The organism is Nocardioides piscis (assembly GCF_011300215.1).
Classification (GTDB): domain Bacteria; phylum Actinomycetota; class Actinomycetes; order Propionibacteriales; family Nocardioidaceae; genus Nocardioides; species Nocardioides piscis.
In genome coordinates, this window is the sequence record NZ_CP049866.1 from 420,206 (window position 1) to 433,626 (window position 13,421).

Consider the following 13,421-nt stretch of genomic DNA (forward strand, 5'->3'; position numbering starts at 1 on the left):
GCGACGACGACGATGAGGATGAGAGCTCCCAACGCGACCGGGATGACAAGGCGGCGGTAGCGGGGATTCACCTCCTCATCGTAGGGCCGCTGCCGTCATCCACCACACTCGCGCAACCCGCGGGTGGTGGGGTCGTATGGCGCCTTCCACCCACGCAGAACACCGCACCAGCGACCACCAGACCCCACCACCCGCGGGTGACAGCGGTCGCGACCGTGCGTCACCACAGCTCGAGGGACGCGCCGAAGACGCCGGCCAGGTCCTCGGCGCTCACCTCGCGCGGCGCCGTCGCGAGCAGCCGCTGCTGCTTGAGCGCCCCCTCGACGAGGTCGTCGACGTCGCTCGCGAGATAGCCGACCTCGGCGAGGCCGTTGGGGATGTCGATGTCACGCATCAGCGCCCGGAGCACCGTCGGCAGGGCATCGGGGCCGGCGTCGGCGTCGGCACCGCTGCCGCCCAGCAACGCGGCCGCCCGCAGGTGGCGCTCAGGAGACGCCTCGAAGGTGAGCGCAAACGCCGCCGGCGCGGTGAGCGAGACCGCCATGCCGTGCGGCACGAGCGGCTCGTCCTGCGGATAGCCGGCCGGTCGGTAGTCGCGCACGCGGCCGGCGATCGGGTAGGCGCAGGCGTGCGGGATGTGCACCCCGGCGTTGCCGAAGCCGAGGCCGGCGAACGTGGCCGCCAGCGCCATCTGGCCGCGGGCGTGCTCGTCCGAGCCGTCCCGGACGGCCGTGCGGAACGACTCCCCGAGGAGGCTGAGGGACTTCTCGGCCCACATGTCCGCGATCGGGTTGGCGCCGCAGTAGGGCACCCGTTGCTCCGGGGTCTTGCGCTCGAAGTCGGCGAACCACCGCGCGGTGTAGCTCTCCAGGGCGTGGCACAGGATGTCCATCCCGCAGGCGGCCGTCACCATCGCCGGCTGGCTCATCGTCAGGTCGGGGTCGACGACCGCCAGGGTCGGCCGCAGCCGGGAGTGGCTGATCCCGGTCTTGACCTTGAGCGCCAGCACGTCGAGCACGCAGATGGTGGTCGACTCCGACCCGGTGCCGGTCGTGGTGGGCACTGCGACCATCGGCAGCAACGGGTTGGCCGGCGCCCCCCCGGCGCCCACGGGCGCGTTGATGTAGTCAAGCAGCTCGCCCTCGTTGGTGACGAGCAGGTTGACCGCCTTGGCGGTGTCGATCGCGGAGCCGCCACCGATCGCGACGATCGCGTCCCACGGCCCCCGCTCCCGGCCGAAGGCGATGGCCTCCTCGAGCGACTCGTCGGTGGGCTCCACGCGAGCACGGTCGAAGACATCGGTGTCGCACCCGCGTCGGGCGATCTGGCGCGCGATCCGCTCCGGGTGGCCGGTGGCGGCGACGCCCGGGTCGGTGACGACCAGCACCCGTGGGTGGGGGGCGGACAGCAGGGCGCGCAGGTCGTGGCCGATCTCGGCCGAGGCCCCCGAGCCGAACTTCAGGCCGGGCGCTGCATAGGTGAAGACCGACTCACTCACGGGCATCTCCGCTCTCCAGGGCAAACCTCACGACGTCGAGCACCTGCACTCGTCCGGCTTCGATGTCGGCCACCTCGACCCAGGCGACCTCGTCGGTGGTCCCGTCGACCTCGACGACCCGCGGGTCTGCGTCCGCGTCCACCCGTCCGTGGAAGACGAGGTGGACGCCGTGGAAGTCCTCCACCCGGCCGCTGGGCGCCTGCCCTGCGAAGTGGGTGTCGTGGACGCCGAGCAGCTCACCGACCTCACAGTCGACGCCACACTCCTCCTTGACCTCGCGGGCCAGTGCGTCGGCCGGCGGTTCGCCGTGGTCGATGCCGCCGCCCGGCAGCGTCCACGAGCCGACGTGGTGGGCGCGCGTCGAGAGCCGGGTCAGCAGCACGGCCGAGCCGCGACGGACCAGGGCATAGGCCGCCACCCGTTGCAGGCGGTATGGCGCGTGGTCGGCCAGCGCCTCGCCGACCATCGCCACCACGGGCACCGTCTCGTCGAGGACGGCCGAGAGCGGGTGCCAGCGGGCCTCCACGGTCGAGCCACCGACCTCGACCACACGAGGTTCGGGCGCGTCGGCCGGCACCCAGGCGTCATAGACGATCCGTAGTGCGTGGAAGTCGGTCATCACCCCGTCGCGCGACGCGCGGGGCAGGTGGGCCGAATAGATGTGTGCCGCGTCGCCGACGGTGGCCTCGAGTCCCGTCTCCTCGACGATCTCGCGCAGCAGGGCCTCACGTGGGTCCTCGCCGTGGTCGAGGCCGCCGCCGGGCAGCGTCCACAGCTCGGTGCGGCTGATGCGTGGTGCGAGCCGGCACAACAAGACCTGTGGCTCGTCCACGATGCGCATGACCACGGCGTATGCCGCCACGCGCTGTCGCTTCGGGTAGCCCATGCCCCTAACCTGCCATGACGCACAAGCACTGTCGTAGCGTGACACCCGTGGCAGCAGCACAGCGCGATCCTTGGCTCGACAACACGAAGATGGTCCTCGTCACCCTCGTCGTGATCGGTCACGCGTGGGGGCTGCTCCCCGACACCCACGCCAGCAACTGGGCCTACGACTTCCTCTACTTCTGGCACATCCCGGCGTTCGTCTTCCTCAGCGGCTATCTCTCCAAGTCCTTCGAGTGGACCCGGCGCCACTTCAAGGGACTCCTCTACGTCCTGGTGCTCCCCTACCTCGTCTTCGAGCCCGCGCTGTACTACTACCGCGTCAGCCTCGGCGAGACCGAGCCCGGAATGCTCTACCTCCAGCCGCACTGGACGATGTGGTATCTCATCGTCCTGTTCTTCTGGCGCCTGATGACCCCGATCCTCAAGCGGCACTGGCTCTTCCTGCCCGGCTCCGTGGTCGTCAGCCTGGTCGCCGGACTGCTCACCCTCGACTGGTTCATGCTGCCGCGCATCCTGGGCCTGCTGCCGTTCTTCGTGCTCGGCCTGCACCTCAAGCCGCGACACCTGCGCCGCCTCGACGATCCGTGGGTCAAGGTCTCCGCGGTCGGTGCCCTGCTGCTCATCGGCCTCGTCTCCAGCCAGACCGACGAGTGGGCCAGGACCGCCTTCCTCTGGTACGACGCCGGCTATGAGGATCTCGACCTCCAGGTCGCGACCGCGGTGCAGACCCGGCTCTCGATCATCGCCGTGGGGCTGATCGGGGCCTTCTCGGTCATGGCCCTGGTCCCGCGCCGGGCAGGGTGGTTCACCGCGATGGGCGCAGCGACGATGAACGTCTATCTCCTGCACGGCTTCGTGATCAAGACCGTCAGGGCCAACGGGTTCGCCGAGTGGAGCGTCGACCACCCGACGCTGGCGCTGGTCCTCACCACGCTCGGCTCGATCGCCCTGGCGCTGGTGCTGGCCAGCCCGTGGTCACGGCGCTATCTCTCGTGGGTGGTCAATCCGCTCGGCACGTGGGAGTCGCGTCGCACATCAGCCCGACGTCGGGAGGACCGCAGCCCTCAGGTCCCCACGACGGACGGACGGCCGAGCGCGGAACCGAGTCCAGCTCCCTTGCCTCGTGCCGGGTCGGCGCCGATCCCCCCAGGTGGGCCGGATACCACGGCGCCCACTCCCCCGCCCGCGGCCGATGGTGCGGCTGGGCCTGGATTCCCTCTAGCAGCCCCGTCAACCGAGCGCCGAGGCCCCGAGTCCACTGTGTGAGGTCCTCTCCCTCGCCGATCCACATGGGCTCGCCGAACGCCACGTCGACGCGCCGGCGACGCGTCCAGTCGGGCGGCGGCTCGGCACCCCGCTCGTCCGGGCGCCCCACGCTGTAGAGACGCTGGCTGCCCCACAGGGCGACCGGCACGACCGGAGCTCCCGTCTCCCGGGCGAGGCTGGCGACCCCTCTCATCAGCGACCGGACCGTGTAGGAGTAGGAGATCCCCGCTTCGGGGAAGGCGCACACGGCCTCGCCCTCGCGCAGCAGTCGTCGTGCTCGAAGGTATGCCGCCGCCGGAGCCTCGCGGTCGACCGGGACGTGCTGCATCCGGCTCATTGGCACCGCGGCCACGCGGTGGTGCCAGATGTCGTGGCGGCACATGAACCGCACGAAGCGGCGACGGGTGATCGCCGCATGCTCGAGGAACACGAAGTCGGGGTAGGAGACGTGGGTGGCAGCCAGCAGGACCGGTCCTCGCGTCGGCACGTGCTCGGTCCCCGTGTGCTGGACGTCGATCGCGAGCCCCTTCAACGCCACCCGGCCCAGTGCGTTGGCGAGGCGATAGCAGACCTCGGCCATGTCAGGCGAAGGGTGGCCGCGCGTCACGCGCCATCGAGCGGCGGCCGGCCCAGCGCCATACGCGCGCCGCACGGTCACGGTCGGCGTCATCGACGAGGTTGCCCATCCACCGCAGCGCCAGCGTCATCAGCCAGTCCGAGCGCATGCCGGCGGGGCCCAGGGCCGCGACGACCTGCGGGACGGTCGCGACCCCGGCCAGCCGCCTCGCGATCGAGAACGCCTCGCCGTAGTGCTCGCGCAGGATCGCGGGCCACGCGGTGCCGAGGTGCCCCTCGTCGGCGAGCAGCTGTGCGACCAGGCGGCCGGTCTCCAGGCCGTAGTCGATGCCCTCGCCGTTGAGAGGGTTGACGCACGCCGCCGCATCACCGATCAGCGCCCAGTTGTCGCCGGCGACGCCGGAGACGGCACCCCCCATGGGAAGCAGCGCTGACGTCGGCATCCGCAGGTCGCCGGAGAGACCGAACTCGGCGCGGCGCTGCTCGGCATAGAAGCTCATCAGGGGCTTGATCGCGATGTTGGCCGGCCGCTTCGACGTCGCCAGGGTGCCGACACCGACGTTCACCTCACCGGTGCCGAGCGGGAAGATCCAGCCATAGCCGCTGAGCAGCTCGCCGTCCTCGCCCCGCAGCTCGAGGTGGGAGCTGATCCACGGGTCGTCGGACATCGAGGACCCGATGTAGGCGCGACCGGCGACGCCATAGACGGTGTCGCGGTGCCACTCACGGCCCAGCAGCTTGCCCAACGGCGACCGGACGCCGTCGGCGACGACGAGGCGTCGGCACTCGATGTCGAAGATCTCGTCACCCGACTTGAACGTCACGGCCGCAACCCTCGAGCCGTCCATGCGGATGTCGACGGCACGAGCTCCGTCGAGGGCCAGCGCCCCGCTCTTGATCGCGACCGTGCGGATGTGGTCGTCCAGCTCGGTGCGGGCCACGGCCGAGCCCCAGGCGGGCAGCGAGCCGCCAGGCCAGGGCAGGTGGAGGGTCTGGCCGAAGCCGTGCGCCCGGAGCCCGTGGTTGACCGTGTGGGCGCGCAACCAGTCCTCGAGGCCCAGCCGCGACAGCTCCGCGACCGCCCGGGGGGTCAGGCCGTCGCCACACGTCTTGTCGCGGGGGAAGACCTGGGCATCGACCAGCACGGTGTCGAGACCGGCCCGAGCACTCCAGGCCGCCGCGGCCGAGCCCGCGGGACCGGCGCCGACAACGAGGACGTCGGTGGAGGTGGGTGTGGTCACGGCTGAATTCTCTCAGGCAAGTCCCAGCCCGTTGAAATCCCGGACCCCGCCTTCATCGAGCGGTGCGTGAGGCTGGTTCGAGCGCCGCAGAAGCCGCGTCACGTACCGGCGCTTCGGCGAGTAACTCCAGACACGCCGACCAGCGGTGAGCCATGCGGGTTCCGCCCCTTCAGAAGCCGCTTCACACACCGCTCCCTGGCGCTCGTACGTCGAGCAGGAGCCAACGACGAAGCCCGGCCCCACCGAGGTGGGACCGGGCTCGACGACTGCTACGCGCGTGACTCAGCTCTGGTAGGAGCCGAAGTCGAAGTCGTCCAACGCCACGGCCTGGCCACTTGCACCGAAGTCGTAGTCGTAGGAGTCATAACCGGTGACGGAGTAGGCCGCGGCGCGGGCCTCCTCGGTCGGCTCGACGCGGATGTTGCGGTAGCGCTCCAGGCCGGTGCCGGCCGGGATGAGCTTTCCGATGATCACGTTCTCCTTGAGACCGCGCAGCGAGTCCGAGCGACCGTTGATGGCCGCGTCGGTCAGCACTCGGGTGGTCTCCTGGAAGGAGGCCGCCGAGAGCCACGACTCGGTGGCGAGCGAGGCCTTGGTGATGCCCATCAGCACCGGACGACCCGAGGCGGGCTTGGTGCCCTCGGAGACCGCGCGGCGGTTCTCCTCCTCGAACTTGCCGCGGTCGACCAGGTCGGACGGCAGCAGGTTGGTGTCACCCGACTCGATGACCGTCACCCGGCGCAGCATCTGCCGGACGATGATCTCGATGTGCTTGTCGTGGATCGACACACCCTGCGACCGGTAGACGTTCTGGACCTCGTCGACCAGGTGCTCCTGTGCCTTGCGGACACCCAGGATGCGCAGCACGTCCTGCGGGTCGGGGGTTCCGGCCGTGAGGTGGTGGCCCACCTCGATGTGCTCGCCGTCCTCGACGTTGAGACGCGAACGCTTGGAGACCGGGTATTCCTGGACCTCCGAGCCGTCGTCGGGGGTGACGAGGACCTTGCGGGCCTTGTCGGTGTCGTCGATCTCGACGCGACCGGCGGCCTCGCTGATCGGCGTACGACCCTTGGGCGAGCGGGCCTCGAAGAGCTCGACCACGCGGGGCAGACCCTGCGTGATGTCGTCGGCCGAGGCCACACCACCGGTGTGGAAGGTACGCATGGTCAGCTGCGTGCCGGGCTCACCGATCGACTGGGCCGCGATGATGCCGACGGCCTCACCGATGTCGACGAGCTTGCCGGTGGCCAGCGAACGGCCGTAGCACTTCGCGCAGGTGCCGGTCTTGGCGTCACAGGTCAGCACGGAGCGGACCTTGACCTCCTCGATGCCGGCCGCGATGAGCTCACCGATCTTGACGTCCCCGAGGTCCTCACCGGCGGCGGCGAGCACGTCGCCGGTCTCCGGGTGGGTGACCTCGACAGCTGCCGAACGGGCATAGGCGGCCGTCTCGGCGTTCTCGGCCTTGTGGACCACGCCGTCCGCGCCGCGCTCGCCGATCACCTTGGGCAGACCACGCTCGGTGCCACAGTCGTCCTCACGGATGATGACGTCCTGCGACACGTCCACCAGGCGACGGGTGAGGTAGCCCGAGTCGGCGGTCCGCAGCGCGGTGTCGGCCAGTCCCTTGCGAGCACCGTGGGTGGAGATGAAGTACTCCAGCACCGAGAGGCCCTCACGGAAGTTGGCCTTGATCGGCCGCGGGATGATGTCACCCTTCGGGTTGGCCACCAGACCACGCATGGCAGCGACCTGACGGATCTGCATCATGTTTCCCGATGCGCCCGAGTCGACCATCATGTAGATCGGGTTGGTCCGGTCGAAGTTGGCCTCCATGGCCTTGGCCACGTCGTTGGAGGCCTGGGTCCAGATCTCGATGAGCTCCTGGCGACGCTCGTCGTCGGTGACCAGACCGCGCTCGAACTGCTTCTGGACCTTCTCCGCCTGCGCCTCGTAGTCGGCGAGGATCTCGGCCTTGTTGCCCGGGGTGGTGACGTCGTCGATCGAGACGGTCACGCCCGAGCGGGTGGCCCAGTGGAAGCCGGCGTCCTTGAGGGCGTCGAGCGATGCGGCGACCTCGACCTTGGTGTAGCGCTCGGCGAGGTCGTTGACGATCGCGCCGAGGGCCTTCTTGCCCACCTCGTAGTTCACGAACGGGTAGTCGGCCGGCAGCGTGTCGTTGAAGAGCACGCGGCCCAGGGTGGTCTCCAGCAGGAGGGACCGGCCCTCCTCCCAGTCGGCGCCCGCGCCGTCCTCGAGCGGCGGCACGACGTCGTTGAGACGGATCCGCACCTTGCTCTGCAGGCTGATCTCCTGGCGGTCGTAGGCCATGATCGCCTCGGACGGCGTGGAGAACACGCGCCCGACGCCCGGCTGGTCGTCACGATCCGTCGTGAGCCAGAACAGGCCGATGATCATGTCCTGCGAAGGCATCGTCACCGGACGACCGTCGGAGGGCTTGAGGATGTTGTTGGTCGAGAGCATCAGGATCCGCGCCTCGGCCTGGGCCTCGGCCGACAGCGGCAGGTGCACCGCCATCTGGTCACCGTCGAAGTCGGCGTTGAACGCGCCGCAGACGAGCGGGTGGATCTGGATGGCCTTGCCCTCGATCAGCTGGGGCTCGAAGGCCTGGATGCCGAGACGGTGCAGGGTGGGTGCACGGTTGAGCAGGACGGGGTGCTCGGTGATGACCTCTTCGAGGACGTCCCACACGACCGGGCGCGCACGCTCGACCATCCGCTTGGCGGACTTGATGTTCTGCGCGTGCGACAGGTCGACCAGGCGCTTCATCACGAAGGGCTTGAACAGCTCGAGCGCCATCTGCTTGGGCAGACCGCACTGGTGCAGCTTGAGCTGCGGGCCGGACACGATGACCGAACGACCCGAGTAGTCGACGCGCTTGCCGAGGAGGTTCTGACGGAAGCGCCCCTGCTTGCCCTTGAGCATGTCGGAGAGCGACTTCAGCGGCCGGTTGCCCGGGCCGGTGACGGGGCGTCCGCGACGGCCGTTGTCGAAGAGGCTGTCGACGGCCTCCTGCAGCATCCGCTTCTCGTTGTTGACGATGATCTCGGGAGCACCGAGGTCGAGCAGTCGCTTGAGGCGGTTGTTGCGGTTGATGACGCGGCGGTAGAGGTCGTTGAGGTCGGACGTCGCGAACCGGCCACCGTCGAGCTGGACCATCGGACGGAGGTCCGGCGGGATGACGGGGACGGCGTCGAGGACCATGCCGATCGGCTGGTTGCCGGTCTTGCGGAAGGCGTCGACGACCTTGAGGCGCTTGAGCGCCCGCACCTTCTTCTGGCCCTTGCCGTTGGCGATCGTGTCGCGCAGCGACTCGACCTCGGCCTCGACGTCGAAGTCCTGCAGGCGCTTCTGGATCGCGGTGGCGCCCATGTAGCCCTCGAAGTACTTGCCGAACCAGTTCTTCATCTCGCGGTAGAGCAGCTCGTCACCGAGCAGGTCCTGCACCTTGAGCGACTTGAACGTGTTCCAGACCTCGTCGAGGCGGTCGATCTCGCGCTGCGCACGGTCACGCAGCTGCTTCATCTCCCGCTCGGCGCCGTCCTTGACCTTGCGGCGCTGGTCGGCCTTGGCGCCCTCGGCCTCGAGTGCTGCGAGGTCCTCCTCGAGCTTCTTGGCGCGGTCGTCGATGGAGCCGTCGCGGCGCTTCTCGAGACGCTCGCGCTCCAGGCCGACCTTGTTCTCCAGGGTCGACATGTCGCTGTGACGCGCGTCCTCGTCGACCGAGGTGATCATGTAGGCCGCGAAGTAGATGACCTTCTCGAGGTCCTTGGGGGCCAGGTCGAGGAGGTAGCCCAGACGCGACGGGACGCCCTTGAAGTACCAGATGTGGGTGACCGGGGCGGCGAGCTCGATGTGGCCCATCCGCTCGCGGCGCACCTTGGAGCGGGTGACCTCGACGCCACAGCGCTCACAGATGATGCCCTTGAAGCGCACGCGCTTGTACTTGCCGCAGTAGCACTCCCAGTCCCGGGTCGGACCGAAGATCTTCTCGCAGAAGAGGCCGTCACGCTCGGGCTTGAGCGTGCGGTAGTTGATGGTCTCCGGCTTCTTGACCTCACCGTGGCTCCAGGTGCGGATGTCGTCCGCGGTGGCCAGGCCGATCTGAAGCTGGTCGAAGAAGTTAACGTCGAGCACGATGGCTGCAACCCTTCAGTTGATACGAAAAATTTTTGAGGGAACTGTTCGGTTCCTTGGGTGATCTCGCACTGGGAGCGGAGGGTCGAGGTCCGCTGACGGCTCTCGGTCCGCACCGCTCCCAGGCTTCGATCACACTTCTTCGACGGAGGACGGCTCGCGGCGGGACAGGTCGATGCCCAGCTCCTCGGCCGCCCGGAAGACGTCTTCCTCGGCGTCCTTCAACTGGATGGGGCTGCCGTCCTGCGACAGCACCTCCACGTTGAGGCACAAGGACTGCATCTCCTTGACGAGCACCTTGAACGACTCCGGGATGCCCGAGTCGGGGATGTTCTCGCCCTTGACGATCGCCTCGTAGACCTTGACGCGCCCGGGAACGTCGTCGGACTTGATGGTCAGCAGCTCCTGCAGGGCGTAGGCGGCGCCGTACGCCTCCATCGCCCAGACCTCCATCTCACCGAAGCGCTGGCCACCGAACTGGGCCTTGCCGCCGAGCGGCTGCTGGGTGATCATCGAGTAGGGGCCGGTGCTGCGCGCGTGGATCTTGTCGTCCACGAGGTGGTGCAGCTTGAGGATGTACATGTAGCCGACTGCGACCGGGGCCGGGAACGGCTCGCCGGAGCGGCCGTCGAACAGCGAGGCCTTGCCGGTCTCGTCGATCATCCGGACACCGTCGCGCGTGGGGTAGGTCGCCCCGAGCAGGCCGGTGATCTCGTCCTCGCGGGCACCGTCGAAGACAGGGGTGGCGACCTTGGTGTTGGGCTCGGCCTTGTCTGCGTGGATCGAGATCAACCGGTCCTTCCACTCCGCGCTGCCCTGGTCGTCGTGCAGGTTGAGGTCCCAACCCTGCTTGGCGAGCCAGCCGAGGTGGAGCTCGAGGATCTGCCCGATGTTCATCCGTCGCGGCACACCCAGCGGGTTGAGCACGACGTCGACGGGGGTGCCGTCCTCCATGAACGGCATGTCCTCGATCGGCAGGATCTTGGCGATGACGCCCTTGTTGCCGTGACGACCGGCGAGCTTGTCGCCCACCGAGATCTTGCGCTTCTGGGCGACGTAGACCCGCACCAGCTGGTTGACGCCGGGCGGCAGCTCGTCGCCCTCCTCGCGGTCGAAGACGCGGACGCCGATGACCGTGCCGGACTCACCGTGCGGCACCTTCATCGAGGTGTCGCGGACCTCGCGCGCCTTCTCACCGAAGATCGCGCGGAGCAGCCGCTCCTCAGGGGTGAGCTCGGTCTCGCCCTTGGGCGTGACCTTGCCGACCAGGATGTCGCCGGTGGTGACCTCGGCGCCGATGCGGATGATGCCCCGCTCGTCGAGGTCGGCCAGGCCTTCCTCGGAGACGTTCGGGATGTCGCGGGTGATCTCCTCCGGCCCGAGCTTGGTGTCGCGGGCGTCGACCTCGTGCTCCTCGATGTGGATCGAGGTGAGGACGTCCTCCTGCACCAGGCGCTGGCTGAGGATGATCGCGTCCTCGTAGTTGTGACCCTGCCACGGCATGAAGGCCACGAGGAGGTTGGTGCCCAGCGCCATCTCGGCGTTGTCGGTGCACGGGCCGTCGGCGATCGGCGTGCCGACCTCCAGCCGGTCACCCTCGAGGACCAGCGGCCGCTGGTTGATGCAGGTGCCCTGGTTGGACCGGCGGAACTTCGCCAGCTTGTAGGTCTGGTAGCTGCCGTCGTCGTTCATCGCCTCGATGAAGTCGGCCGAGACCTCCTTCACCACACCGGCCTTCTCGGCCACGACGACGTCGCCGGCGTCGACGGCGGCACGGTATTCCATGCCGGTGCCGACCAGGGGCGAGTCGCTGGTGATCAGCGGGACAGCCTGACGCTGCATGTTGGCGCCCATGAGCGCGCGGTTGGCGTCGTCGTGCTCGAGGAAGGGGATCAGGGCCGTCGCGACCGACACCATCTGGCGCGGCGAGACGTCCATGTAGTCGACCTCTTCGGCGAGGATCACGTCGACCTCGCCACGCTGCTGGCGGACCAGCACCCGCTCCTCGACGAACTTGTTGTTCGCGTCGAGAGGAGCATTGGCCTGCGCGATGACGTAGCGGTCCTCGTCGTCGGCGGTGAGGTAGTCGATCTCGTCGCTGACGACACCCTTGACCACGCGGCGGTAGGGCGTCTCGACGAACCCGAACGGGTTGATCCGTCCGTAGGACGCGAGCGAGCCGATCAGGCCGATGTTGGGGCCTTCAGGCGTCTCGATCGGGCACATGCGGCCGTAGTGCGACGGGTGCACGTCACGGACCTCCATGCCGGCGCGGTCACGAGACAGACCACCCGGGCCGAGCGCGGAGAGACGACGCTTGTGCGTCAGCCCGGCGATCGGGTTGGTCTGGTCCATGAACTGCGAGAGCTGCGAGGTTCCGAAGAACTCCTTCAGCGCCGCGACCACGGGACGGATGTTGATCAGGGACTGCGGCGTGATCGCCTCGACGTCCTGGGTCGTCATCCGCTCGCGGACGACACGCTCCATGCGCGCCAGACCGGTGCGGAGCTGGTTCTGGATGAGCTCACCGACCGTGCGCATCCGGCGGTTGCCGAAGTGGTCGATGTCGTCGGCCTGGACCTTGATCGCCTTGTCGTCGGCGCCGATGACCACGTTGCCCTGCGCGTCGACGAGGTCCGGGGCCTCGGTCGGTGCGCCGGCAGCGTGCAGCTGCACGATGTAGCGGATCGCGGCGACGATGTCGTCGACCGTCAGGGTCTGCTGGTCGAAGGCCTCGGTCAGGCCGAGCTTCTTGTTGATCTTGTAGCGACCGACCTTGGCCAGGTCGTAGCGCTTGGGGTTGAAGTAGTAGTTGTTCAGCAGCGTCTGGGCGGCCTCACGCGTGGGCGGTTCGCCCGGGCGCAGCTTGCGGTAGATGTCGAGCAGCGCCTCGTCCTGGGTCTGGGGCGTGTCCTTGTCCAGGGTCAGCATCATCGACTCGTACTGCCCGAACTCCTCGCGGATCTGCTCGGGGGTCCAGCCGAGGGCCTTGAGCAGCACGGTGACGTTCTGCTTGCGCTTGCGGTCGAGGCGGACGCCGACGAGGTCGCGCTTGTCGACCTCGAACTCCAGCCAGGCACCGCGGCTCGGGATCAGCTTGGAGGTGTAGATGTCCTTGTCGGACGTCTTGTCCGCGGCACGCTCGAAGTAGACGCCGGGCGAGCGGACGAGCTGGGAGACGACGACACGCTCGGTGCCGTTGATGATGAAGGTGCCCTTGCGGGTCATCATCGGGAAGTCACCCATGAAGACGGTCTGGCCCTTGATCTCGCCGGTCTCGTGGTTCATGAACTCGGCGGAGACGTAGAGGGGGCGGGAGTAGGTGAAGTCCTTCTCCTTGCACTCCTCCTCGGTGTACTTCGGGTCGACGAAGACCGGGTTGTCGAACGAGAGCATCATCGTCTCGGAGAAGTCTTCGATCGGAGAGATCTCCTCGAAGATCTCCTGGAGACCCGACTTCTCGGAGACGTCCTCACCCGCAGCGCGGCGCGCTGCGACCGTCTCTTCCCACTTCTCGCCGCCGACGAGCCATTCGAAGCTGTCGGTCTGGAGGGACAGGAGAGGGGGAACCTCGAGAGGTTCGGTGATCTTCGCGAAAGAGGTGCGGTTCGACTTGGGCATGGGGATACCAGCGGAGCTGCGCGCGGCCAAGAGTTTTCCTTCGAATGATCGCAAATGATCGAGTCGCTGCCAGCCGACCACCGTCGACACCCGTCCGGACAGGGTGAAGGGCATTTGAGGGCAGGCGCAAAGAAGAAGACTAGCGCACATCGAGGCGCGTCTCAACCCCGGGG

At 68.3% G+C, this 13,421-nt stretch carries 6 protein-coding genes and 1 pseudogene; 1 reads left to right on the plus strand and 6 read right to left on the minus strand.

Annotation, left to right across the window (positions count from 1 at the left end; all coding sequences use genetic code 11):
* Positions 1-220: 220 nt before the first annotated feature.
* Both G7071_RS02180 and G7071_RS02185 read right to left on the minus strand, forming a co-directional pair.
* Positions 221-1,498 carry a hydroxyacid-oxoacid transhydrogenase gene (locus tag G7071_RS02180; protein ID WP_246210316.1) on the minus strand — a complete coding sequence of 426 codons (1,278 nt, stop codon included), beginning with the start codon at positions 1,496-1,498 and terminating at the stop codon, positions 221-223.
* Entirely contained in the window at positions 1,491-2,384 is an 894-nt protein-coding gene (locus G7071_RS02185; protein ID WP_166314339.1) for an NUDIX hydrolase, read from the minus strand. The genes G7071_RS02180 and G7071_RS02185 overlap by 8 nt, the downstream gene beginning before the upstream one ends.
* Positions 2,385-2,431: 47 nt before the next feature.
* Between G7071_RS02185 and G7071_RS02190 the strand changes: the two genes are divergently transcribed.
* On the plus strand, positions 2,432-3,652 hold the full coding sequence (locus G7071_RS02190) for an acyltransferase family protein (RefSeq protein ID WP_166314343.1): 1,221 nt from the start codon (positions 2,432-2,434) through the stop codon (positions 3,650-3,652).
* Between the two features lie 142 nt (positions 3,653-3,794).
* Here G7071_RS02190 and G7071_RS19910 read toward each other — a convergent pair.
* The 4 genes and pseudogenes from G7071_RS19910 to rpoB form a co-directional block, all read right to left on the minus strand.
* Positions 3,795-4,322, minus strand: a pseudogene (locus G7071_RS19910) (lysophospholipid acyltransferase family protein); the annotation flags it as partial.
* On the minus strand, positions 4,234-5,469 hold the full coding sequence (locus G7071_RS02195) for a geranylgeranyl reductase family protein (RefSeq protein WP_166314346.1): 1,236 nt from the start codon (positions 5,467-5,469) through the stop codon (positions 4,234-4,236). The gene G7071_RS02195 and the pseudogene G7071_RS19910, both read right to left, overlap by 89 nt.
* A 282-nt stretch (positions 5,470-5,751) precedes the next feature.
* Positions 5,752-9,627: a DNA-directed RNA polymerase subunit beta' gene (locus tag G7071_RS02200; RefSeq protein WP_166314349.1), complete on the minus strand. Its 3,876-nt coding sequence runs from the start codon at positions 9,625-9,627 to the stop codon at positions 5,752-5,754.
* Positions 9,628-9,759: 132 nt separating this feature from the next.
* Entirely contained in the window at positions 9,760-13,248 is a 3,489-nt protein-coding gene (rpoB, locus tag G7071_RS02205) for a DNA-directed RNA polymerase subunit beta (RefSeq protein WP_166314352.1), read from the minus strand.
* Positions 13,249-13,421: the final 173 nt, after the last annotated feature.

Bases quoted from the DNA above. Each gene is read 5' to 3' on its own strand.
- G7071_RS02185 (WP_166314339.1), bottom strand. From the start codon at position 2,384: ATGGGCTACCCGAAGCGACAGCGCGTGGCGGCATACGCCGTGGTCATG.
- rpoB (WP_166314352.1), bottom strand. From the start codon at position 13,248: ATGCCCAAGTCGAACCGCACCTCTTTCGCGAAGATCACCGAACCTCTC.